The organism is Yersinia sp. 2542 StPb PI, from assembly GCF_048593855.1.
Classification (GTDB): Bacteria; Pseudomonadota; Gammaproteobacteria; order Enterobacterales; family Enterobacteriaceae; genus Yersinia; species Yersinia enterocolitica_E.
On sequence record NZ_JAZGQA010000054.1, the window covers coordinates 1 to 24622 of the forward strand.

Below are 24622 nucleotides of genomic sequence, written 5' to 3' on the forward strand. Positions count from 1 at the left end.
GAGGTTGAACAGTGCTCGAAATCCTCACGTAACCATGATTTATAAGGTCATGGTGTACGCTCCGGTTTCTGTGCGCTGGTCGTACTAAAATTGCCTGTGACAATTACGCCTACATTATTTGTTGGTTTATTTAAGTTAATTGCCATTAAATTTTTTGTATAGCAGTCCGTATCAATGAAATAACATTCATTAATAGTCTTGGCTGCTTTCTGCGTAACACCGTGACTGAATTTCAGACGCAGTGATCCTCTGGTCATTCAGCATTAATGACAAAGGTGACAGTAAATTTTACAGGATAGCTATGTTTCTGCTGAAAGATGAATAACACAAGCTGAGTATCGATTGGTTAATAAAAACCCACAATCAGATAGACGTATAAATATAATCGAGTGTTAGTCTCTTCGGAGAAAGCAGACAATAGTTAACTCAACGTAAAGGTCGTAAACACTTTTCGCATTTGTTAAATATTGTGCATAGACAATGACTATCCAATAAAAGTGGATGTCATCGCAGGGAGGATGTTATCTATAGTGATAATAAGAAAAGTTAAAATAACTACGATGTGCCGGCATCATTAAATGCGTTGTTCGCCTTATATGCGCCATTTTTTTGTTGTTATTTTCCATTTACGTAAGGTCTCTATTTTTTAATCAAGGTTTACGAGCAATGAACTGATGGTGGCTATTTTAGTCATAACACTTATTCATTCTGTGACTCAAGTCATGTTTTCTACCGATTTTAAAAGGTGACATGACTAAAAAATGAATAATTTATCGATTTTATTCATTTTAAACGTTGTTTATTCAAAACTGTACTGTATGTTATGCAAAACAGTAAGGTTATATTTAACACGACGGATACATTGGCAGGCTTATTATTATCCAATATTAGTAATGAGAGCGGGTTCTTAATAGTTTTTGTATTTTATTTGTTAATCCATAATTATTTGTTACATCCAAATTTATACGTAAATTTTGCATATAAATTCATATGTGCCTTATGCGGTAAATGTTAGCTAAATCACGTTATTAGGTTGTTTCTCGGCTAAGACCCTATTATCAGGAAGGATATGCTGGCAATGATCCCCTGCTCAGAGATAAGTATGGGGAAGGAGGGGCAATGGCTTTTCAGTGTGAGTAAGCTCAACTGAATAGCCGCAGAGCTGCTTGTTGCGGGGGACTTGATGTACACTCAGGACTATTTCTAAGCCAGAGGGTGTTGTGAATTATGAGTGACGTGAATAACCCTGAGGATCTGCTTGGTATTAACCGCTTTCTGCGCCAGCAACATGTACTGACGCTGTGTGCGGGCAGTGGTATCGATATGTGGTGTGCCAACTGTTTTTACGTATTTGACGAAACACAGATGGCACTTTTTATCATGACAGAAAAGCACACCCGACATGGTGAACTGATGCAGATAAACCCACAGGTTGTCGGCACCATAGCCACCCAGCCGCGCACAGTAGCCTTGATTAAAGGTATTCAATACCGCGCAGAGATAAGCGAATTAACGGGAGATGCGGAACACCGCGCCCGCCAGCGCTACTGCCGCCGTTTTCCGGTGGCTAAAGTGGTATCCGCCCCACTCTGGCAGCTCAATCTGCTGGAAATCAAGATGACCAATAATACCCTTGGTTTTGGCAAAAAACTGTATTGGCAGCAAGACTCTTCACTATAAATTCCCTGTTTTAATGATAACTGCTATTTCTCGATGCTATGTCATATATCCGTCATACTTCAAGCTGCATGTGTGTTGGCTGCCTTTGTTCACCCCAGTCACTTACTTATGTAAACTCTTGAGGATTCGCTCAGTTGCCGCCTTCATGCAACTCGAATTATATAGGGTATAGTGTTTCTGGTATGTATTATTCATAACGATTGATTTCAATAATTGTTTCTGCACTTTTTCGCGGCATTATCATCAATACCAGAAGGCAGGAGGTCAGATGGCGAAGGTATTATTACTGGGCGCAAGTGGCCTGGTGGGGGGCGAATTACTGCGCCTGTTACGTTTGGATGCCAGAGTGACATCCATCATTGCACCTAGCCGTAATCCCTTGCCAGCCATGAATAAACTGATTAATCCGCAGGGTGAAAATATCGGTGAGTTGCTGAAAACCTTGGATCAACCGGTGGATTTGGTCTTTTGCTGTTTGGGGACCACTCGTAAGCAAGCTGGCAGCCAGGCGGCATTTCGTTTGGTGGATTATCGCTTGGTATTGGCCGCTGGTGAAACCGGCTTGCGGCTGGGCGCACGGCATTTTCTATTGGTAAGCGCGATGGGGGCTAATGCCAACTCATGGGTGTTTTATAACCGCACCAAAGGTGAGGCCGAGCGTGACTTACAGGCTCAGGGCTGGCCACAACTTACTTTTGCCCGGCCCTCAATGCTGGCGGGTCAGCGCGACAAGCCCCGCTTGATGGAGAGCCTAAGTGCACCTCTGTTTGCCTTATTGCCGGATAAGTGGCGCTTGATTAAAGGCAAAGATGTGGCTCAGGCGATGCTGGATCAGGCTTTTGCGCCGCCGAAAGAGGGCGTGACAATCTTAACCTCCGCTCAGATGCAGCAGCGTTGATCATAATAGGGTAATCGTCTGATTATCATGGGCGATTGCCACCCCTGCCGGTAATGGGTGGTCAAGCAACCATCGATCAAGTTGGTGGCTGGCGTGGGTCAGCAACGTCTGTTGTGGCATTAGCAAATCCTTAATGGCTAACGCGATAGTTACATCATTATGATTGCGTGGCGGCGGCGTCTGCGGCGGATGGCTGCAATCCAGCACCAGCAGATCGATATTTTTGCTGGTCAGAAATAGCGCACTATCAGCGGGTAGCCCGACGGTATCGGTTAAATAGGCGATGGTCCGGCTGGGGCTTTGCAATAAATAGCCGAAGGTTATTTTGGAATGGGTTAGCGGCACCGGTGTGACCCGTAAGTCACCAAAATGGATGGTCTGGAATGCGGCCATCGGCGGCTGAAAATGCAGAATTCCAGGATGTTTGAACAGATCGTCACAGCCGTCTGGATCCGGCGGTCCGTAGATCGGGATCGAATTTCCGCATCCCCAACGTAACGGAAATAACCCCTGAACATGATCCATGTGGTAATGTGTAAGCAAAAAACGCTGAATTTCCCCCGCAGTAAACTGCTGATCCAGTGTCGGTAATCCGGCATCAATCAAGGTAGTTTCCCCTTGATATCGCAACATGGCACTGCAAGGTTTACGGCCCAATGCGGGCTGCACTCTGGCTTTAGCACAAATCACGCAGTCACAACCAAATACCGGCACCTGCTGGGCGCATCCGGTGCCTAACAGTGTCAGTTCCATTTTTTATCCCCCATTTCTTTACCAGCTAGGGGAGCTACCAGTAATTGTTGTAACTGCCCCAGTGTGTGGTGCAACTCACCGTCATTAGACAGTTGTAAACAGTTAACCGGTAGCTGTTGCTGATAGTGCTGCGCCCGTTGTAATCGTGCATTGATCTGTTCACTGTTCTCTCGGCCACGTTGTTGCAATCGTTGCGCCAAAATAGCCGGAGAAACCGTCAGACAGAGCGGCAAAAGTTGGTCGGGATAGCGCTGTTGTGCCTCTGGCAGATAAGCTCTGGAGCCATTAACCACCACATCCAGCCCGTGTTGTAGCCAGATATCAATCTCAATACCTATCCCATAGCGATACTGATGTGCTTGCCAGTACAACGCGAATAATCCTTGGGCCGCCCGCAGTAAAAACTCCTGTTCACTCAGCGCAACATGGTTTTCCGCCCCGGCATTGGCCTGGCGGGTGATATAACGATGTGCCACGATAATATTTGCCGGATTGGCTGCCCGCAGAGCCGACAGTAGGCAATCTTTTCCGGCCCCCGATGCCCCCATCAGATAGATTAAGCGCCCCATCAGAACACCTGTATTCCCTGACGCCAGACGTTTTGCACGTAAACATGTTTACTTTGCGCACTGTCATGAGCGCGTGCCAGTATCAAATCAGCTCGTTTACCTTCGGCAATAACACCGCGATCCTTTAGTCCCAAGGCGTTGGCAGGATTACGTGTTACCAAATTAACCGCTTGCGGTAAGGTGAAGCTATTGGTTGCATCGTGTGCGATACGAAAGGCCGCATCCAGCAAGCTGGCCGGGTAATAGTCAGACGATAAGATATCCAGTACTCCAATAGCGGCCAGTTGGTGTGCTGCAACATTGCCTGAATGGGAGCCGCCACGGACGATATTTGGCGCGCCCATCAATACTTGTAAACCATGCTGATGTGACGCTCTGGCTGCCACCTCCGTGGTTGGAAATTCAGCAATCACACTGCCCAGTGCTTGTGATTGTGCCACATGTTCCGCCGTGGCATCATCGTGGCTGGCGAGGGCAATGCCCCGCTGAGAGCAGTGATCGGCGATCGCTGTTCGATTCGGCGCGGACCAGCGCGCTGACAGTGTGATTTGCTCTTCCTCAAACTCTGCCATTTGTTGATCATTAAGATGGTATTTGCCCTGATAATACTCACGATATTTTGCCCGGGAGGCGAATTGACGCTGGCCTGGTGAGTGATCCATCAGCGATACCAATGACAGTTCAGGCTGCATCATCAGTTCTTCAAACAGCGGCAGAGTACTTTCATGAGGTAATTCACAACGTAAATGAATCCGGTGTTCTGCCCGGTTCAGTCCCGCCCGCTGACTATCCACCACCGCATTAATCATTTTTTGCAGATTATCCAGACGATGCCCGCCATCGCGTACATCACCAATCGCCACTGCGTCCAACACGGTGGTGATCCCACTGGCAACCATCAGCGCATCATGGCTGCTCATCGCCGAATGAGCTGGCCAATCAACGTTGGGGCGTGGGGTAAAAAACTTGTCCAGATTATCGGTATGCAGCTCGATCAATCCCGGCAACAGCCAGCCATTTTGTCCATCTATGGCGGCAGAGAGTTGGGTTGGGCGATCACTGTAATTGTGGATAACCCCGTTTTTGATTTCGAGTGATCCGTTGACCACCTGATCTTCAAGAATAAGGTTGATGTTATTGAGGATCATGCAGGTATCTCCGGACTGGCATCGGCGGGAAAGGGCGTCATGACCAGTAAGCGATCACTGACATGGTTACGTACGGCCTCATCGTGGAAAATTCCAATGATGGCGGCCCCTCGCTGTTTAGCTTCATCAATCAGGCTAACAACTGCCGCGCTATTGGTGCTGTCGAGCGAGGCCGTTGGCTCATCAAGCAGCAATATGGGGTAATCTTTGATAAAACCACGGGCGATATTGACCCGCTGCTGCTCGCCGCCGGAAAAGGTCGAGGGGGCCAGATCCCATAACCGTGGTGGAACATTAAGGCGAGTCAGGAGATCCTGCGCGCGTTGTTGGCATATATGGCGTTCAACGCCAAGCTCCAGTAGCGGTTGCATCACCACATTTAATGCACTGATCCGTGGGATCACCCGCAAGAACTGGCTGACCCAACCCACGGTATGACGGCGTACCGCCATAATTTGTCGCGCTGGGGCTGCCACAATGTCGAGCCATTCCCCCTGATGCTTGACCCAGATATGACCGCTGTCTGGCAGATAGTTGGCATATAAAGAGCGTAGCAGAGTAGATTTACCGCTGCCGGAATGGCCGTGTAATACCACACATTCACCGCTACTCACTTCCAGTGAGGTTTGATGCAATACCGGCAAGCGAATACCATGCTGGTGGTGTAGTACGAAGGTTTTACTGAGATTTTCAACTCTCAGTTGTGGGTGATTGATAGGCGGTTGCTGGTGATTCATAGTGAGTTCTCGTTAATCTATTCACGGGTTAACAGACAAAACAGTCAGTTTTGTAGCACCGATGAAACCAATAGTTGGGTGTAGGGATGATGGGGATCGTCTAGCACTCGATCGGTCAGGCCGCTTTCGATAACCTGACCCTCCTTCATCACCAGCAACCGGTGTGCCAATAGCCGGGCCACACCGAGATCATGAGTGACAATCACCACTGCCAGTTGCATTTCCACCACCAGATTGCGCAGTAAATCCAGTAGTCGCGCTTGTACTGATACATCCAGGCCGCCCGTCGGTTCGTCCATAAATACCAGCTTGGGATGGGTCACCAGATTGCGGGCAATTTGTAGGCGTTGTTGCATGCCGCCGGAGAAGGTAGTGGGTAAGTCATCCAGGCGTGATAGTGGGATCTCGACATCCTCCAGCCAGCGCCCTGCTTGTTGGCGGATGTCGCCGTAATGGCGCTGGCCAATAGCCATCAGACGCTCGCCGATATTGCCACCGGCGGAAACCTGTGGGCGCAAACCATCCAGTGGATGCTGATGAACCACCCCCCATTCGGTGCGCAGTAAACGGCGGCGCTGACTTTCAGCCATCTGATATAAATCAACCGGTTGCTGGGCACCAGAGTGGTAAATAACCTGCCCATGCTGTGGCGGCAACCGGGCAGAAATCGATTTTAATAAGGTGGTTTTGCCAGAGCCGGATTCACCGACAATTCCCAATACTTCACCGGGATAGAGCTGGAAAGAGACGTTGCTAAACCCCTTACCTGGCGCATACAAATGTGTGAGATTCTCCACTGATAGCAGTGGGTGAGCGGCTGCGGATGATGAAATAACCTGTTCGGAAATCATTGAATATTTACCTCTTGTGCCACCAGTTGCTGCTGGCAAAAATCAGTATCAGAACAGACAAACATTCGGCTGCCCTGATCGTCCATCACCACTTCATCAAGATAGCTGTGGCGCGAGCCGCACAAGGCACAGGGTTCATCCCATTGCTGCACGGTAAATGGGTGATCGTCGAAATCCAGACTTTCCACCTTGGTAAAGGGAGGCAGGGCATATAACCGCTTCTCGCGACCGGCCCCGAACAGTTGTAGCGCGGGCATCATGTGCATTTTGGGGTTATCAAATTTTGGGATCGGCGAAGGGTCCATCACGTAGCGATCGTTCACTTTGACCGGATAGGCGTAGGTGGTGGCGATATGGCCGTAGCGGGCGATATCTTCATACAGTTTTACCTGCATCACGCCGTATTCTTCCAGCGCATGCATTTTGCGCGTTTCGGTTTCGCGTGGTTCGATAAAGCGCAGTGGCTCTGGGATCGGTACCTGATAGATAAGGATCTGATCTTCGCTCAGAGGTGTTTCAGGAATGCGATGCCGGGTTTGGATCAAGCTGGCATCGACTGTGCTTTCGGTGGTCGCCACCCCGCTGACGCGCTGAAAAAAGCGGCGGATAGAGACAGCATTGGTGGTGTCATCTGCCCCTTGGTCGATCACTTTTAACACATCTTTGCGGCCAATCAGGCTGGCGGTCAGTTGAATGCCACCGGTGCCCCAACCATAAGGCATCGGCATTTCCCGCCCGCCGAACGGCACTTGATAACCGGGGATCGCCACTGCTTTTAGCAGCGCGCGGCGTAAAGTCCGTTTGGTTTGCTCATCCAGGTATCCCAGATTATAACCGGTGAGAACCTCAGTCATGGCGTGGTTCCTGTTCTTGAGAGGATGGCTGTTGCGAGGCGAGTAAGTGCTCACGACGCAGGCGTTTTAGCAATTCCAGTTCCGCTTGAAAATCTACGTAGTGCGGCAGTTTAAGATGAGAAACAAACCCCGCGGCTTCGACATTATCGGCATGGGAGAGCACGAATTCTTCATCCTGCGCCGGGCTGGTGACCTTTTCGTCATATTCGCGGCTTTGTAAGGCTCGATCCATCAGCGCCATCGACATCGCTTTGCGCTCACCACGGCCAAACACCAGACCATAACCACGTGTAAAGTGCGGAGGTTCTGATTCCGGGTTGACAAAGCCATTCACCATCTCGCATTCGGTCAGTAAGATTTCGCCGATATCAATAGCAAATCCCAGTTCTTCCGGCTGAATTGAAACGGTCAGGTGACCGGTGCGGATCTCGGCGGCAAAGGGATGGGTGCGGCCATAACCGCGTTGCGTGGAATAGCTCAGCGCCAGCAGAAAACCTTCGTCACCACGGACCAATTGTTGCAGCCGGGCCGAGCGATTGCAGGGATAAACGGGGGGATTGCGGGTGATATCTTCCGGCTGAGTACCGTCATCTTGCTCTGTCAGGGCAAGCTGCTCTTGAACTAATAAATCAAACACATGGGCACAGTTATTGCGCAATAAATCATCGGATAATGTTTCGCCACCGTGGCGGGCTTGCGGTGCATCGCCTGCGGCCAGCAGGGTAAAATCCAGCAGCCGGTGAGTGTAATCATAGGTTGGACCGAGCACTTGCCCGCCGGGCAAGTCTTTGTAAATGGCTGAAATACGACGCTCTAGCCGCATATGCTCGCTTGCTAGCGGTTGACTGACAGCCAAACGGGGTAAGGTTGTGCGGTAAGCGCGTAGTAGGAAAATGGCTTCCACCAAGTCACCACTGGCTTGTTTAATTGCCAGTGCGGCCAGCTCGCGATCATAGATGCCCCCTTCGGTCATCACCCGATCAACCGCCAGACCGAGTTGTTGCTCAATTTGCTCGCAATCGACTGCCGGGATCTGGCTGTCGCCACGCCGTTGCTGTTCCAGCAATTGATGGGCTGCTGCAATCGCTTTTTCGCCCCCTTTGACGGCAACGTACATCAGCACACCTCCACATGGGTGGTTCGTGGGATTGCCATCAGGTTCTCGCCACAGGTAAACAGAAAATCGATGCCAGCCGGAAATGCAGCAGGGCGGTTAAGCAGATAATTCAAAATGGTGGCGGGCAGGTGTGGTGCAACGGTGCGGCTGTGTTCAATACCTGGCCCGCGTAACCGTAATGGCATGCCGTGATGTAGGCTGTCGGTCTGAATCACCACCGTAGTGGATTGTTCCGGTGACAGTTCATTACCTGCCGGGCAGGTGGCGAGTTGCTCCGCTGTTATCTCATTATTAAATAATGAAAAAGAGGATTTATCACTGCATGTCATCAGGGGCGCACCAGTATGAAAACGCACATTGTGTTGCACGCTGTCACTATTAAGTGCCGCGTCGAGATAGAGCGGCGTCTCTTGGTCGGCCAGCGTGAGCAGAACACTGGTGGTTGCTGGGTTCAGTGGTTGCCAGCCGGTAGCATGGGGCAGTGTTACCAGCACGCCCGGTTCACTCAACGCTTTGAGAATACGACGAAAAGTGTGCTGCGCATCATCTACCGGATGCTCAAAATGAGTTAATAAGTTCATCAGTCCTCTCCCCGCACCAAGGTGAAGAAATCAACCTTACTGGCGGTGATAGCATCAGCGCGTAATTGCCGCCGTTCTTGTTGTATTGCGGCCAGTGGGTGAATCACGGTTTTCAGCAATAATTCATTCAACCCGGCGGGTTTACCCTTGACGGTGGAGAGTTGTAACAAGGCATCCAGCACGGCGCACAGCTCGGCATGAGGCTTATTACGCCCGGCAATGTAGCTGTAACCATAAACATCCGTGCTGTCGTTAAGCTTGATAACGGCACGCGTTATGGTCATATCACCAAGGATAAAACGGCGACCAGTAGCCCCCATCCGTGCCTGTAATTGGTTTAAACCTATCTCTGGGGCGCGGATCACCTGATATTCCGGTGATAAATTCAAGGCTTGCCAGTGAGCGAGCAACTCTGCTGGCTGGCAGTGGGCTAACACCGACATCCAGTTTTGCCGAGTGGTATGGCGAGTTTCCATTCAGTGCTCCATCGTCAATTCAATCATGTCGGCCCGCGTCAGGCTGACGGAGTATTCCGCCACCAGCTGGCTATCAACACAGATATTTAAGGTCCGCACACAGAGCAGCGGCGCATGAGTCGCAATCTCGAGTAAGCGGCTCTCTTTTGCCTGAGCACGACGTGCGCTGATGCGGGTTTGGCTACGACTCAGTGGTTGTTGTAAATGCTGGGTGATGAATTGATGCAATGAACCGGAGTTGAATTGTTGTAAAGCAGGCCACCAGCGTAGGTCTGGCAGGTAGTGATCGATAACACAGACTGGCACGCCATTAACCCGCCGCAGAGTACGTAAATGGATCACTGTGGTGCCTTCTGCCAGTGAGAGCGCTTTGGCTACATGCTCTATACACGGGCGCAAGACTGCGAGTAAGCGCTCACTGGTGGGGTCGCTACCTTGATCCAGCAAGTTCTGGCTAAAGCGAGCATTAGCATGCAGTGGATAGTCATACGGGCGCATTAATACCAGCGTGCCGATACCCTGGCGGCGTTGTAGCCAGCCACGCTCAACCAGTTCATCCACTGCCCGGCGCAAGGTATGGCGGTTAACTTGATAGCGATCAGCCAGTTGTTGTTCAGAAGGCAGGTAATCGCCACAACGATAGGCACCACGCAATTCCTGTTCTAATTGGGCCGCAATTTGTTGATAGCGGGTGGGGTAGCTGGTCGGTGGTCTAGATAAGTGCATGGCAGATATACCCTCTCAGTGCTATCCCCCTCATGGCCGTTTCTAGCCGCAGCGAAGTAACAGCAGTAGCAAAACGGACGAGCAGAGGGCGGATAGTCATAGTGATAACCGGTAAGTGATCTCACCGCTATGCTGGCTGTTTTTGATGACAGTAGGGTTAAGCTGAGATGGCGGAACGATGAAGTTTTTGCGCTTATCGGTGCGGGTTTTATTCAGAAAATAGAGATTTTTATAAGAAAAAGTTTTATCGCATTATCAAAATGATACATATCCAGCCGATAAATTTTCATTTCAAACAAAAAATAAACATTGTCTTAACTTGAGTGAAACATAAGTGTCTCTTATAGTTATTTCACGCCGCTGTGGCGTTCTCTCTGGGGGGTTATGCTATGAGCCCTAATAATATCAGCCGTCTGAGCACAATCAGTTTGGTAATATTGCTTGCCAGCTCACTTGCGGCATGTAGTGGAAGTGGTGGTGGTTCTCACAATACTGCGAAGAATAATTCGGGTCAGGCCGCCGGTGGAACCGGTTCTGGTAGTGATGGCAGTGGCGGCGATGGCAATGGCGGCACTGGCGGCGGAACGGGCGGAGGAACAGATAACGGTGGTGGGACAACCGCGAATAATTCCGCGGTCGGGAATGTGGTTAGTGGTGTCGGTACCGCCGTAGATGGTGTCGGCAATACGGTCAGTGATGTTGTCAGCCAAACACCTGTCGGCAGCTTGCCAATCGTCGGTGGTGGTTTGGTCACCGTGGTCGACAGTGCAGGTAATGCAGTCAGTGAGGTTGGGACCGGATTACAGAATGGCGTCGGCCAATTAGGAAATAATCCTAATGCTTTAGGCACGACAGCAGCCAGTGTACCGAAAGCCGTCGCTGATGTCGGTACTGGTGTTTCAGGATTGGGAGGCACGGTCTCAGGTATCGCTGCTAATACACCATTGGGCGGTGTTACCAGTACGGCAGGTGGGCTGGTGGATAAGACCGGCGGTGCGGTAACGTCCATTGGTAATGGGCTGGCGCAAGACCTGCAAACCGGTACCACCAGTAAGTTGACGACCGCAGCGACTGGCATAGTGACGCCGGTGGTGGGTCAGGTACAAGACATTACGCAAACCGTAGGTGGAACAACGGGGATTGGCGCGCCGGTTAATAACTTATTGACCGCGGTCGGCGGCACCGTTGCGGCGACGGGGACACAAGTGGGTACGAGTGTGCCAACCTTAGCGGGCGTGGGCCAGGTATTACAAGGCACCGGGCAGGCAGTTGAGAAGGCCGGTGGTCTGGTCACTCCTCCTGCGTCAACTGGTGGTTCGAATGGCTTATTGGCGGGCGTTACCACGACCTTGACTCCCAGCACCGGTGGCAGTAATAGCGGGTTGCTGGCAGGTGTGACTAACACCGTTGGTGGCATTACCGGTGGGTTGACTGCGGGCGTCTCCGCTAACGCAAATGCCAGTGCGGGGGGAGGCTTGGGCGGAATATTAAAACCAAAAACCAATTAAAAATATAATGAGATTTGCTCTCCCTTACTCTCTGGGGAGAGCCTCGCTATCTGACGATAATAAAAATAGGCTATTAAAATTATAATTTAATGTGCGCATAAGGAAATATTCTATGAATAATAGAGTGTGGCTGTTATTGTTATTTGGTACTGGTGGGATATGGCAATATAGTGCATGGGCCAATACGGTTCCCATGTTGATTGATCAGAATAACCCGTCCAGAATATCACGTGACATTGCTAAACCCCAAACCACACGAACAGCGCCACCTGCTATTTCAGTGCCTGCTCCCAACGCTAAGTTAACACTTGAAACCTTAATTGATGTGCAGCATATTCAATTTATTGGTGGTACGCGTTATGATCTTAAGTTACTTCGTGAACCGTTCAACGGTTATATTGGTAAAAAAGTACCGTTAAAGAATTTATTGGTGGCAACCCAATCTATTACTACATTATATCAGCAAGACGGTTATATTCTCTCTTATGCTTATTTACCCTCAGATAACTTTATTAATGGCACGGTAAAAATAGGCTTGGTTGAGGGTTACATTGCCAATACGCGGATTCAAAGTGAAAATGTTGCGATAGGCCGCTGGCTAACCAAGCTATCACAGCGCATCATGGCAGAGAAGCCACTGACGCAGGACACCTTTGAACGCTACAATATTTTGATGAGCCGGACCCCGGATACCAAAGTCATTGCCACGGCTAAAAACCCGGATAATATTTATGGCGCGACACTACTGGACGTTAAAGCCAGACATCCACGTAACTGGAATGTTAGTACTGCGCTGGATAGCCGCAAAGGAGTATACAGTGGTGTACTTAATGCAACCTTAAGTGGATTTACACCCTATGCCGAACAATTTGGTGTGGCGACGTTATTACCGCTCGACAGTAAAAATCGCGACCAATATCTTGGTTTAAACTATCAGCAATATCTAGGGAGCAATGGATTATTACTACAAACCCGTGGCAGCTATTATAAGCAGGTGCCCAAAGACTATACCGATGTACTGACATTGTATCCGCAGGATATTACCTTATCAACGCGTTCCGAGCAGACGCAATATACCGGTGGTGTGGTATTGAGTTATCCATTGCAATTAACGCGCAAGCGGCAATGGACCCTGAGTGGTGGCGTAGATTATCTGGAGAAAAGTTACAATCTAAAAACTCGCGCCCGATTTAATACTGTTAATAATTATTTGCTGGATTTAGAAGAGCAGAATCAGCGAATGCGTTATCCGGCGGCTGAATTAGCACTGGCGGGTTATCAGGAATATACCCAATCTTATTGGAGCACCCGCGCCAGTGTGCGCAAGGGGATCAATGGTGCTCTGGCATCCAGTTCGGTACCGTGGGGCGACTTGGGCTTTACCCGCTGGAAACTCACCGGTGACGGGGCATATCTGATGGATGAGAAATGGCGCTTGAGTGCCTCGGCAGAAGGGGATTGGTCGGACAATGATTTACCCGAGGCCGAGCATGTCACATTTGGCGGACTGCGCTTCGGCCGTGGTTATCCAGACAGTGACGCAACCGGGGATTATGGTTATGGCGGGCAGGTAGAAATGCGCTATCTGCATAACCGGGAACAGGGCAACTGGTTGAAGACGGTTCAACCTTATGTGGTTTTGGATACAGCCCACACGTGGTACAACTCTGCCATTTTCCCCGCGAAGAAGCTGGCTTCATATGCCGTTGGGGTGACCTTTAGTGACAACAAACACTATTCACTGTCATTGGAAGGGGCGAGGCCGATTGGCGACCTCCCCAGTGATAGCACACGCCGTGATTGGCGGTTTAATGCTACTTTGACCTATAATTTTGCCAATTAACGCAGGTGATGGATAACCTGATTACCGCTGCCACGCCAGATAAGCGAAGGATCTTTTAGATCTTGTACGAATTTGCCGTCAACCAACACGTTGATCAGATCAACCACTTGCTGTTGTTCGTCGCTCAGTTCAGCCAAGGTGTAGCCCGTCCAGACCCAAATATCTTTGCTATCGCACTCATTACGCACTCGCTTAACCAGTTGCAGTATCGCAGACAGGTTTTGCGGGTGCAGCGGATCACCGCCGGAGAGGGATAACCCCTGCCGATGGATGCGGGCGTCATTGAGATCAGCCACTATCTGATCCTCTAGTTCACGAGTAAATGGCTTACCCGAATTCAGTCGCCAGGTACTTTTGTTATAACAACCCACACACTGGTGCAAGCAGCCAGAGACGAACAGCGTGCAACGGGTGCCGGGGCCGTTGATGACATCGACCGGGTAGTATTGATGATAGTTAATAATTACTTGTCCAATATGTTCCCCTTCGTACTTGAAGCTGCAGGGGGGGCGCTGCGTTCACAAACCCGAATCACTTGACTGCGTAAGTTCATCGGGATTAATGAGCCTCATCCTTGAGGCTCACCCTACGGGCTAGCATAAATGCTGTTCAAATCAGTTCCCGACCGATTTGTTATTCGCTTGCTGCCTACCTGCAACTCCAATTCCTTTGGGGGCGATTAATATTATTGGGGCAATTTCAATATTGAAAATCAGCCCAGTTGTCCGTTCGCCAGATGTTTCACGCGCCGCTTCACTTCTTCTTGCTTACCGGCATTGAATGGTCGTGCATCCGGGCTACCCAGATAGCCACATACTCTGCGGGTTACCGAGACTTTCGATGGCTCATGATTGCCACATTTCGGGCAGGTAAAACCTTTACTGGTACAAGAGAATTCACCGGTGAAGCCACATTCGTAGCACTCATCAATTGGCGTGTTAGTACCGTAATAAGGCACCCGACTGTAGCTGTAGTCCCAGACATCTTCCAACGCTCTGAGGTTGTGCTGCAAGTTAGGGTATTCGCCGTAACAAATGAAGCCGCCGTTCGCCAATGGTGGGTAAGGTGCTTCGAAGTCCAGTTTGTCGTATGGGTTAACTTTTTTCTCAACATCCAGATGGAAGCTGTTGGTGTAATAGCCTTTGTCGGTGACGCCGTCCACCACACCAAATTCAGCGGTATCAAGGCGGCAGAAACGGTCACACAGGTTTTCACTTGGTGTGCTGTACAGGCTAAAGGCGTAGCCGGTTTCATCTTTCCAGCTATCTGTTGCTTGTCTCATCCGTTCGACGATAGCCACGCCTTTTTCACGCAACTTTTGGTCATCAAAGACATGGGTCTGATGACCAAACAGCGCATTAACCGTTTCATGAATACCGATAAAGCCCAGCGAGATGGATGCGCGGCCATTTTTAAAGATCTCAGAAACGTTGTCGTCGGCTTGTAAGCGCACGCCGCAAGCCCCTTCCATATACAGAATCGGAGCCACACGGGCTTTAATCCCTTCCAGACGGGCAATACGGGTCATCAGGGCTTTCTTGGCTAACAGCAGGCGTTCATCCAGTAATTGCCAGAATTGGGCTTCATCGCCTTTGGCTTCCAGCGCAATACGTGGCAGGTTGAGACTGATAACCCCGAGGTTATTACGGCCATCGTGGATCTGTTTACCCTCTTCTTCATACACTCCGAGGAAGCTGCGGCAACCCATTGGTGTTTTAAAGGAACCGGTTACTTTTACCACTTGGTCGTAATTTAGAATGTCCGGGTACATGCGTTTAGTCGCACACTCCAGCGCCAACTGTTTGATATCGTAATTGGCATCGCCAAACTTGTGATTAAGACCGTCACGGATAGCAAACACCAGTTTCGGGAATACCGCGGTTTTGCGATTTTTGCCCAAACCGGCAATACGGTTACGCAAAATGGCCTGCTGGATCATGCGCGATTGCCAACTGGTGCCTAAGCCAAAACCGAAAGTGACAAAGGGGGTCTGACCATTGGCGGTGTGGAGGGTGTTAACTTCATATTCCAGTGACTGGAAGGCGTCGTAACACTCTTTCTCGGTGCGCGACATGGCATAACCGGCGGCATCAGGAATTTGCCACTCTTGAGCCACAGCTTTATGTTTGTTAAAACTTTCAGTGACAAACGGGGCCAGAATTTCATCGATACGGTTAATGGTTGTACCACCATAGATATGGCTGGCAACCTGCGCGATAATCTGTGCGGTCACTGCGGTGGCGGTAGAAATGGATTTCGGTGGTTCAATTTCCGCATTACCCATTTTAAAGCCTTGGGTTAGCATGCCATCGAGATCAATCAACATACAGTTGAACATTGGGAAGAAGGGCGCGTAATCCAAATCGTGATAGTGGATTTCACCACGTTCATGCGCTAACACCACATCCCGTGGCAAGATATGCTGTTTGGCATAGTGTTTCGCCACAATACCGGCCAGCAGATCGCGCTGGGTGGGGATCACTTTACTGTCTTTATTGGCATTTTCGTTAAGCAGCGCTTTGTTACTTTGCTCAACCAATCCACGGATTTCCTGATTCAGGCGACCACGCAGCTCCCGCGAGATATCCCTGTCATGGCGATATTCAATATAGGCGCGGGCTAACTGCTTGTATTGACCGGCCATCAGTTGGTTTTCTACCGCAGTTTGGATGTCGCGGATATCAACTTTCGGCTGGTTTTCCATCGTCTGAGCGACCACACGGGCAACAGTTGCACAATAATCTGCGTCCACAACGTCAACAGCCAAGGCTGCGCGCTCGACGGCTTCCTTGATCCGCACCTCATCAAAAGGTACCTGACAACCGTCCCGTTTAATCACTACTGTTTTCACAATGCCTGCTCCTGTAGCCGGTAATAATTATCCACAAGAAATCTTATCCACAAGGCAAGCCGCAGCGGGTAAGGGCTGCGAGGGAGGTGTGGATGGTTTTGTGGATAACTACTACATATAGATGTTTGAATTCCTACAACCACTATATATGGGTAATGGCAGAAGTGACAGTCAACTAATTTGACTTAGAACAAGGAAATCGACGTTAGGTCTATTCCCTGCTCAGTGCGTCACAAAAACGATATTTTTATGTGACTTATTGTGCGGATAAAGCGTGATGTGGGCCGAAATGTTTTAACAGAAAATCAACCCAAACACGGACTCTGGGGGGTAAATCGGCAGAAGCATAATAAAGCCATACTGGGGTCGGGGCGGGCCAGTAACTCACCAATACCGGCATAAGGCTGCCATCGGCAAAGTGTGGCGCTGCATGCCATTGTGCCACATAGGTGATCCCCATATCCGCTAATGCGGCATGTAGCAGCATATCCGGCTGGGAAGAGATCAAACGACCTGACAACTCTAAGGATTGAACCTCATTATTCTGCTGCAATTGCCATTTTACTCTCCGGCCATTTGATGGATTACGGTGTATTAAACACTGATGCTGATAGAGGTCCTGTGGGTTACTGGGTGAACCATTGCGGGCCAGATAAGCAGGGGATGCCGCCAGCAGCATTTGCATTGGGTAAAGCTGACGAGCAATCAAGCGGCTATCGGGATCGATGCGAGTGCCGATACCGACATCAAATCCTTCTCCGACCAAATTCACCACTCTGGCCTCCAGTGAAAGATCCAAATCAATCTGCGGATAACGCGCCATAAATTTTGGAATAAGTGGCATCAACAGTTGGCGGCCAAAGCCGGGGATGACACTGACCCGCACCGTACCACTGGGTTGTCGCTCATCATTACGCACCGTATCCAGAGTGGTGGAAAGTGCCTGCCACAGTGGTGCCACTCGTGCCAATAATGTTTTGCCTTCATCCGTTAGCACCACGCTGTGGGTATTGCGCTGAAACAGACGTAGCGCCAGTTTTTCTTCCAGTACGCGGATATTCTTGCTGACCGCAGCGGGTGTGATACCTAGCTGCCTGGCTGCGGTGGAGAAGTTGTCACTCTGAGCTGCGGTGAGAAAAGCGGGCAGTAAACGATGAATATCCAGAGGCAGCGACATAGTGGTTGATACCTTTAGTTGAAATTAATGTGACTGATAGCAGCCTACACCGACCAGCCGGAAAATGAAAAAATAGGTTTATCAAACTGGTTGGAGAAGTGCTATGCCCGCTATTTTAGTCTTAACATCCCATCGTCACCCGGATGAGTCTCGTATTAACCGTCGGTTGATAGAGGCCATCCGCCCATTAGTGAATGTCACGGTGCATGAACTGATGCGTGAATACCCTGATTTTCAGATAGATGTGGCGCGGGAACAGGAGTTGTTGAAGTCACATGATGTGATTGTGATGATGTTTCCGTTTTACTGGTACAGCTCACCGGCTATTTTAAGTGAATGGCAGGATGCGGTATTAACCCATGGTTTTGCCTACGGCAGTGGTGGCAATAAGCTACAGGGTAAGCCGTTGCAGTTGGTGGTCTCCACTGGAGGGAAGGCTCAGGATTATACGCCACAGGGATATAACCGTTATCCGGCGTTAGATCTGTTATTGCCCTTCCATGCCATGGCGAACCTGACCGGAATGGATTATTTACCACCATTTTTGGTGCAGGGGGCAAATGAGATGGAGGAGGAGACGTTGGATGGTTATGTGCAGGGTGTGGTGGGGTTGATGAAGGGGTTTTAGTCACTCGTCCTGGTGGTAAGTGATCCGGTTGATTATTTTGGTTGATTTGGTGATTTGGTGATTTGGTGATTCGGTTGATTCGGTTGATTCGGTTGATTCGGTGATCCGGTTCGGTTGTTATAATTTTACAGCTAACCTAACCTTAGTCGCCTCAACCGCCAAAGGGGGCGGGCGCGCCCCCTTGTGGAATCCCGCGCTTGCGCGAAATATTGTGGCTTCGCCATGCCCTCCGGCAGCTTGCAGGCTAATCGAACCGGGGCCGACTCGCTCCCAGCTCGACAGCCCCTTTCGCCGCGTCCATGCGGCTCATTCGGCCTGCAATCTTTGTCGGCAATATTCCTGATTGCGCCCAACGTCAAAATCAAAACCCTTTCTTTAGGTTTTGATGTTTAAAAGCACATTTGAGCAGCCGAGTGAAGAGTGTAGCAAGGGCAACCCGCCAAGGATGGCGGGTTGAGGTGTGCTTGAGCATGGATGCGAATCACACCGTCCCGCCAGCGAAGTGATGAGCCGAGGGTACCTGCGCAGCAGGCCAGCGATACGTGCGTAAGCGCGGATTGTTAAGGCCCACGCTTATGGGCCTTAACTCGGTTGAAGCGGCGGAAATTAAGTGAGCACTGAATGATTATCAACCGAAACAGTGATCCAATCTATTATAACAACCGAATCCGAGCACCGAATTAACGGAAACAGTGATCCAATCTATTCTAACAACCGAATCCGAGCACCGAATCAACGGAAACAGTGATCCGATCTATTCTAACAACCGAATCCGAGCACCGAATCAACGGAAACAGTGATCCAATCTATTCTATCAACCAAACTTAACCCACGAGTGAACGGCAAAACCCTATCCCATAAAATGCTCAGCCAGCTCTAAATCCCGCCGGGCAAACTCTCTTACTATCTTCCCGCTCTCCATCAGGGCCGCGCGTTCAGACATATGGGCCACCACATCGCTGTCGTGGCTGACCAATAAATACGTCATGCCATGTTCGCGTTTCAAGTGATTGAGCAAATTGAGGATTTCCGCCTGAACCGACATATCTAATGCTGAAGTAGGTTCATCCAGCAACAACAGTTTTGGTCGCAATAACAGGGCGCGAGCAATAGCAATACGCTGGCGCTGGCCGCCAGAGAACTGATGAGGGTAACGCTGGGCGGCAGAAGCAGGCAGACCTACTTGCTCTAATGCACTTACAATTCGCTGCTGGATATTCTTTTCACCGTGAATCTGTAATGGCTCACCCAATGTGCGTTGAATATTATGCTGAGGGTGCAGTGACGCATAAGGGTCTTGAAACACCATCTGCACATCTTTACGCAGTTGGCCGGTGAAACGTTGCCCTGGCCGTAACGGCGTACCCAGCAAGGTTATCTCCCCTTGCCATTCTCGCTGTAGACCGGCCAAAGTACGTAATACCGTGGATTTACCACAACCGGATGCGCCGATCAGGCTGAAGGTTTCACCCGCTTCAACGGCAAAACTTACTGATTCAACCGCTGTTTTTACCTGATTCTTCTGAGGGAAACTGACCCGGAGATTATTGACTTCAATCAGTGCCATGGGAACCTCCAGAGAAATCAGCGCTGCGATCTAATACTGGCAAGTCAGTGCCATAGGTACCGGCATTCGGGCGGCAGGCCCATAACGTATGGGTATAAGGATGAGTTGAATAAGGCAAATCTGCCGCCGCCCCTTGATCGACCAGTTTCCCTTGATACATCACCAGCACGCGATGGCAATGCTCAGCGACCAACGGCAAATCGTGGCTTATCAACAGTAAACTCATATTGCGCTGCTCGGTTTGTTCAACAATCAATTCAAGAATTTGATTACGCAGTTTGGCATCCAAGGCTGATGTTGGTTCGTCGGCAATTAATACTCGTGGGTTATTCACCAATGCTATAGCTAACATTGCCCGCTGGCCCATTCCGCCGGAGAGTTGGCCAGGATAGCTGTGGTAAGCACCTTCATTCAGCCCGACGGCAGCCAGTGCATTTAATACTCGTTCATGAGCATCGGCCCCTGAGAGAGCATTATGTAACAGCAGGGATTCTTCAATTTGCTTACCTACGGTTCGCACCGGATTCAGTGCGTAGCGGGGATCTTGCAGCACCATAGCAATTTCACTGCCACGTAACGCACCCCACTGTTTCGGCTTAAGGGATGTCAAATCGTGTTCGACGATCTTACCGGGATTTCCTTGTTCATCGGTATTGTCAGAGTAATAACTCAGCTTTTTGGCGCTGACTTTGCCCGGTGAGCGAACTAACCCCATCAGTGCTCTGGCAGTAATGGATTTACCGGAACCGGATTCACCGACCAGTGCTACGCGCTCATGGCCGAGCTGGAAAGAGATATTATCCACCACCCGCTGTTGTTTAAAGTCGACACTCAAGCCTTCAACGGCGAAAATTTTATCAGTCATGGTGAGGATCCAAAATATCGCGCAGGCCATCGCCTAACAGATTAAAAGCCATGCTGCTGAGTAAAATGGCGCAGCCTGGGATCGCGGCGATCCACCATTGATCGAAGATAACCTGCATTCCGTCAGCAACCATTGATCCCCATTCGGACATGGGCGGTCTGGCTCCTAGCCCGAGGAAACCTAACCCGGCAGCGGCCAAAATAATGCCAGCTAAATCCAGCGCCAGACGCACCACCGCCGAGGGGAGACACATGGGTAAAATATGGCCCCACAATAGCCGAAGACCTTTAATTCCCATCATTTCAGCGGCGGCCAGATAATCACTTTTGCGCAATAATTGGATCTCGGCTCTAGCCTGACGGGCATAGGCCGGCCAGGTAGTCAGTGCCAATGCCAATGCACCGTTAATCAAACCGGGGCCGAGCATCGCCACGAAGGCAAAGGCCAGAATCAGCCGTGGCATCGACATCACTACATCAGTGATGCGCATCAAAATGCGTTCGAGCCAGCCACCGTAATAGCCGGACAGCACGCCGACCAGTAACCCCAATGGTAGCGTGATCACGGTAACCAGCAGTACCAGCCCTAAGGTTGGGCGGGTGCCGTAAATCAGGCGCGACAGCATATCGCGGCCATAACTATCAGTACCGAGCCAGTGGTGTGCACCCGGCGGTAATAAACGGTCGGCTGCGTTTTGCCAGTTGGGATCTTGTGGCGCTAACCACGGAGCGAAAATCGCAATGATCACCAGCGAAGAGAGAATAAACAGTCCAATGCTGGTGGAGGGGGAACGCTTTAGCGCGTGGCAGAAGGTTATCATCGACATATCAGCGCGTTCTCGGATCCAGCAGGCGGACCAGCAGATCCGTCACATTGTTAATCAAAATAAAGCAGATACCTAGCAGCAGTGTCCCGCCCATAATCGCGGTGGTATCGCCAGCAAATAGTGCGCTGGTCAGGTAACGGCCAATACCCGGCCAGGCAAAAACGGTTTCGGTTAACACCGCACCTTCCAACATACTGGTATAGGCCAGCGCAATCACGGTCAGTAATGTGCCACGGATATTGGGTAGTACATGCATCAGCAGAATTCGCATTTCACCCGCGCCTTTCGCTCGCGCCAGTGTAATGTACTCTTTATTCAACTCGCTCAAGCAGGCTGAGCGGGTCAGACGGGTGATACTGGCCAGAGCATAGTAAGAAAGCAGGGAAACCGGCAAAATTAAATGGGCGATGGCATTACTAAAGGCACCGGTATCATTGGAGCGCCAGGTGTCGATCAGCGCAAATCCGGTCTTCGCTTCCACAGTATATTGATAAATATCGTCAAGGCGACCGGGCCCCGGGCTCCATTGCAGGCGCGCATAAAACAGCAGCAACATCAGTAGGCCAAGCCAAAAGATAGGTACCGAGTTACCCAGCAAGGTGATAAAGCGAATCGTGGCATCCAGCTTGCTGCCTGCCCAGCGGGCGCACAACAAGCCGAGGATAACCCCCAGTGCTGCGCCAATCACTAATGACAAGGTGGCCAATTCTAACGAGGCGGGGAAAACTGTCAGCAGATCCTGTAACACGGGTTGGCCGCTGGCACTGGCAGTACCCAGATCGCCATGCAGCAGCCGCACCAAATAGTGCCAGAACTGCACGGCTAATGGCTGATCCAGCCCAAGTTGGTGTTTAACTTGTTGATAGGTAGCCTCACTGGCGTGGTCCCCCACGATTTGTAATACCCTATCTACCGGCGACAGCGCCGACAGGAAAAAGGTAATTACCAGCAGACCGAATAAGGTCAGGGCCAGGGTAAATAAACCCTGTAAAAACCCCCAAAGACGACGCCGGGATTGGGTTCCCGGCGTATTATTTAGTGCTACAGACATCGACTAGCAACTCACTGTTTCATAGATACATTTATCGATATATCAACCAGCTATGCCCAAGAACTTGGCGTTACAGGTAGGCGGCAAATGAACGAGTCCCGATGAGCTTACACTGGTAAGTGATTCGGGTAAGTTCACGCAGCTAACAACCCTGCAACTTCAAGTACGCAGGGAATAGGCTATTTGCTGACACGGTCATAATAGACCATATCCGCATTCAAACCTTGCTGGTAGCCTTTTACGTTATCGCGCAGCACAACTTGTGCTTTGGCTTGATCAATAAAGATATAAGGCGAGTTCTGTTGCAGCTCTTGTTGCAACTGGGTATAGAGCGCAGTGCGTTTCGTCGGATCGGCTTCTGCGACGGCGGCCAGTGTTTGTTTATTCAGCTCAGGAATAACCCAACCGTTTAAACCGGCAACAGTGCTGCTCTTGCCGTCGTTATAGGCAAAGGCGCTGGCATTGGAGTGCGCATCAAAGTAATCCGGGATCCACAAGCGGATAGCAGACTGATGTTGTTTAGCGCGGACTCGACCATACACTTGGCTGCCTGCTGCTGGCAGTAACACCAATTTCACGCCACCTTGAGCAAAACTTGCCTGTAACGATTGAGCGATGGTGATAAACGGAGGTTTGTTCTCAACATCCAGTGTCAATGTGGCATCTTTAATGCCTGCTTTGGCCAAAATCTCTTTAGCTTTAGCCGGATCAAAGGTGAATGGATTGCTTTCGAGAGCACCTGGTAAACCGACCGGCAGGAAACTTTGATGCACGAAATATTGGCCTTTCAGCAGATCTTTAGTAATCCCTTCATAATCAACCAAATAGCGGGCAGCCTGCCAGAATTCAGGTTTGCTCAATAGTGGGTTAGCAGGGTTGGCGGTGTTGAATACCAAATAGTTTTGTTCCGCTGAAGGGATCTCAACCACCTTAACGCCAGCTTGTGTTTTCAGCGCGGCGGTCTGATCTGGCCCCAATTCACGGGCAATATCGGCATCACCCTGCTGAATAAGCAGGCGGCGGGCACTTGGGTCCGGTACGTTTTTGATAATGATATTTTTAATCAGCGGCTTATCACCCGGAGATGTCGGGTTGGCATCCAGCACGATGGCTTGGTGCGGCTGATATACCCGCATTTTGAACGGACCACTACCGGCGGAATGCATTTTCAGCCAGGCATTACCATAGTCGTTTTCTTTAACATTGGCGCTGACGGCTTTCTTATCAACAATTGAGGCGATTGGGGTTGATAAGATATTCAGAGCAACCGCTGGGCTGACATCAGCGCTCCAGCTCAGTTGAACGGTCTTGTTATCAATCTTTTTCAGATGTTGATCGATGTTGCTAGCATCCCAGCCCAGTACGTTAAGGATGAAAGCCGGTGAACGGTTCATTTTTATCGCACGGGTAAAGGAGTAAATCACGTCATCGGCCTGCACTGGATTACCAGAAGCAAATTCAGCCTGCGGACGTAATTTCACGGTAAGGGTTTTGGCTGCGGCATCACCTTGCCAACTTTCAGCAAGGATCGGCACCACTTTTGCCGGGTCATCACGATCAGCCTGTACCAGCCGCTGGTAGAGACTTGGAACCGTTTGAATACTCGACAGTTCATTACTTTCAGCCGGATCAAGGCTGACGATATCATCCAGGGATTGTACTACGACCAGAGTATCTGGTGGCGTTGCTGCCAATGCACCGCCAGATAGTGCTGTCAAAACCAATAATGACAGAATTTTAGCTTTCATTGTGACTCCCCGAAATGGGCTACAACCACGAATGTTTTCGCGTTAATAGCAAGTATAGATAGTTAACATCGCTAGGAAATTATTGTTTTTTCGACTATTTCATCGCAGTTTCTCACGATAATGGCTTTACTGTCTGTGGTCAAAGTCTCAACAGTTATTTGTTATAAC

Annotated in this window: 24 protein-coding genes; 5 read left to right on the forward strand and 19 right to left on the reverse strand. The window is 50.1% G+C overall.

Translation table 11 applies throughout. The features are described 5' to 3' along the window. Window positions 1-521: 521 nt before the first annotated feature. Entirely contained in the window at window positions 522-626 is a 105-nt protein-coding gene (gene speFL / locus V1952_RS09130) for a leader peptide SpeFL (RefSeq protein WP_105877053.1), read from the reverse strand. A 601-nt stretch (window positions 627-1227) separates the two neighbouring features. Here speFL and V1952_RS09135 point away from each other — a divergent pair. Then, the gene (locus V1952_RS09135; protein WP_193784741.1) at window positions 1228-1680 is read left to right on the forward strand and encodes a YhbP family protein; all 453 of its coding nucleotides are present in this window, start codon (window positions 1228-1230) and stop codon (window positions 1678-1680) included. 268 nt (window positions 1681-1948) lie between these two features. Further along, window positions 1949-2578: a hypothetical protein gene (locus tag V1952_RS09140; RefSeq protein ID WP_372557853.1), complete on the forward strand. Its 630-nt coding sequence runs from the start codon at window positions 1949-1951 to the stop codon at window positions 2576-2578. Here the strand turns inward: V1952_RS09140 and phnP are convergent, their stop codons facing one another. From phnP to phnF, 10 genes are all read right to left on the reverse strand, one after another. After that, window positions 2579-3331 carry a phosphonate metabolism protein PhnP gene (phnP, locus tag V1952_RS09145; RefSeq protein WP_420070906.1) on the reverse strand — a complete coding sequence of 251 codons (753 nt, stop codon included), beginning with the start codon at window positions 3329-3331 and terminating at the stop codon, window positions 2579-2581. Then, a complete protein-coding gene (gene phnN, locus V1952_RS09150; RefSeq protein WP_420074634.1) occupies window positions 3322-3900 on the reverse strand; it encodes a ribose 1,5-bisphosphokinase in 579 nt (192 codons plus the stop codon). The genes phnP and phnN overlap by 10 nt, the downstream gene beginning before the upstream one ends. Then, window positions 3900-5048 (reverse strand): alpha-D-ribose 1-methylphosphonate 5-triphosphate diphosphatase, encoded by a 1149-nt coding sequence (gene phnM, locus V1952_RS09155; RefSeq protein ID WP_372557856.1) that lies wholly within the window; start codon window positions 5046-5048, stop codon window positions 3900-3902. The genes phnN and phnM overlap by 1 nt, the downstream gene beginning before the upstream one ends. Then, window positions 5045-5764: a phosphonate C-P lyase system protein PhnL gene (phnL, locus tag V1952_RS09160; RefSeq protein ID WP_372559810.1), complete on the reverse strand. Its 720-nt coding sequence runs from the start codon at window positions 5762-5764 to the stop codon at window positions 5045-5047. The genes phnM and phnL overlap by 4 nt, the downstream gene beginning before the upstream one ends. A 65-nt stretch (window positions 5765-5829) precedes the next feature. Further along, entirely contained in the window at window positions 5830-6636 is an 807-nt protein-coding gene (phnK, locus tag V1952_RS09165; RefSeq protein ID WP_372557857.1) for a phosphonate C-P lyase system protein PhnK, read from the reverse strand. Next, window positions 6633-7490: an alpha-D-ribose 1-methylphosphonate 5-phosphate C-P-lyase PhnJ gene (locus tag V1952_RS09170; protein ID WP_420074635.1), complete on the reverse strand. Its 858-nt coding sequence runs from the start codon at window positions 7488-7490 to the stop codon at window positions 6633-6635. The genes phnK and V1952_RS09170 overlap by 4 nt, the downstream gene beginning before the upstream one ends. Further along, the gene (locus V1952_RS09175) at window positions 7483-8607 is read right to left on the reverse strand and encodes a carbon-phosphorus lyase complex subunit PhnI (protein WP_420074636.1); all 1125 of its coding nucleotides are present in this window, start codon (window positions 8605-8607) and stop codon (window positions 7483-7485) included. The genes V1952_RS09170 and V1952_RS09175 overlap by 8 nt, the downstream gene beginning before the upstream one ends. Then, window positions 8607-9188, reverse strand: coding sequence for a phosphonate C-P lyase system protein PhnH (gene phnH, locus V1952_RS09180; RefSeq protein WP_420074637.1), 582 nt, complete (start codon window positions 9186-9188; stop codon window positions 8607-8609). Before phnH ends, V1952_RS09175 begins: the two co-directional genes overlap by 1 nt. Next, the gene (phnG, locus tag V1952_RS09185) at window positions 9188-9664 is read right to left on the reverse strand and encodes a phosphonate C-P lyase system protein PhnG (RefSeq protein WP_372557860.1); all 477 of its coding nucleotides are present in this window, start codon (window positions 9662-9664) and stop codon (window positions 9188-9190) included. The genes phnH and phnG overlap by 1 nt, the downstream gene beginning before the upstream one ends. Further along, the gene (phnF, locus tag V1952_RS09190) at window positions 9665-10390 is read right to left on the reverse strand and encodes a phosphonate metabolism transcriptional regulator PhnF (RefSeq protein ID WP_420074638.1); all 726 of its coding nucleotides are present in this window, start codon (window positions 10388-10390) and stop codon (window positions 9665-9667) included. Between the two features lie 389 nt (window positions 10391-10779). Here phnF and V1952_RS09195 point away from each other — a divergent pair, with 389 nt between their 5' ends. Then, on the forward strand, window positions 10780-11898 hold the full coding sequence (locus V1952_RS09195; RefSeq protein WP_420074639.1) for a collagen-like triple helix repeat-containing protein: 1119 nt from the start codon (window positions 10780-10782) through the stop codon (window positions 11896-11898). Window positions 11899-12010: 112 nt separating this feature from the next. Next, window positions 12011-13741, forward strand: coding sequence for a ShlB/FhaC/HecB family hemolysin secretion/activation protein (locus V1952_RS09200; RefSeq protein ID WP_420074640.1), 1731 nt, complete (start codon window positions 12011-12013; stop codon window positions 13739-13741). Here the strand turns inward: V1952_RS09200 and nrdG are convergent. The 3 genes from nrdG to V1952_RS09215 all read right to left on the reverse strand — a co-directional run bounded on the left by nrdG (window position 13738) and on the right by V1952_RS09215 (window position 17769). Further along, window positions 13738-14202, reverse strand: coding sequence for an anaerobic ribonucleoside-triphosphate reductase-activating protein (gene nrdG, locus V1952_RS09205; protein WP_420074644.1), 465 nt, complete (start codon window positions 14200-14202; stop codon window positions 13738-13740). The genes V1952_RS09200 and nrdG overlap by 4 nt on opposite strands. 251 nt (window positions 14203-14453) lie before the next feature. After that, window positions 14454-16592, reverse strand: coding sequence for an anaerobic ribonucleoside-triphosphate reductase (nrdD, locus tag V1952_RS09210; protein WP_420074641.1), 2139 nt, complete (start codon window positions 16590-16592; stop codon window positions 14454-14456). Window positions 16593-16848: 256 nt separating this feature from the next. Then, window positions 16849-17769, reverse strand: coding sequence for a LysR substrate-binding domain-containing protein (locus tag V1952_RS09215; protein ID WP_420074642.1), 921 nt, complete (start codon window positions 17767-17769; stop codon window positions 16849-16851). A 103-nt stretch (window positions 17770-17872) separates the two neighbouring features. On the opposite strand from V1952_RS09215, the gene V1952_RS09220 reads away from it, so the two are divergent. Then, complete coding sequence (locus tag V1952_RS09220; protein WP_420072244.1) at window positions 17873-18397, forward strand: NAD(P)H-dependent oxidoreductase; 525 nt, start codon at window positions 17873-17875, stop codon at window positions 18395-18397. An 850-nt stretch (window positions 18398-19247) separates the two neighbouring features. Here V1952_RS09220 and V1952_RS09225 read toward each other — a convergent pair. From V1952_RS09225 to V1952_RS09245, 5 genes are all read right to left on the reverse strand, one after another. Then, a complete protein-coding gene (locus tag V1952_RS09225) occupies window positions 19248-19964 on the reverse strand; it encodes an ABC transporter ATP-binding protein (RefSeq protein ID WP_420072171.1) in 717 nt (238 codons plus the stop codon). Further along, entirely contained in the window at window positions 19951-20829 is an 879-nt protein-coding gene (locus V1952_RS09230) for an ABC transporter ATP-binding protein (RefSeq protein WP_372557868.1), read from the reverse strand. Before V1952_RS09230 ends, V1952_RS09225 begins: the two co-directional genes overlap by 14 nt. Further along, on the reverse strand, window positions 20822-21655 hold the full coding sequence (locus V1952_RS09235) for an ABC transporter permease (protein WP_005186584.1): 834 nt from the start codon (window positions 21653-21655) through the stop codon (window positions 20822-20824). The genes V1952_RS09230 and V1952_RS09235 overlap by 8 nt, the downstream gene beginning before the upstream one ends. A 1-nt stretch (window position 21656) precedes the next feature. Continuing rightward, window positions 21657-22706 carry an ABC transporter permease gene (locus tag V1952_RS09240; RefSeq protein ID WP_372557869.1) on the reverse strand — a complete coding sequence of 350 codons (1050 nt, stop codon included), beginning with the start codon at window positions 22704-22706 and terminating at the stop codon, window positions 21657-21659. 179 nt (window positions 22707-22885) lie between these two features. Further along, window positions 22886-24454, reverse strand: a complete 1569-nt coding sequence (locus V1952_RS09245) for an ABC transporter substrate-binding protein (protein ID WP_420074643.1) — start codon at window positions 24452-24454, stop codon at window positions 22886-22888. Between the last annotated feature and the right edge of the window lie 168 nt (window positions 24455-24622).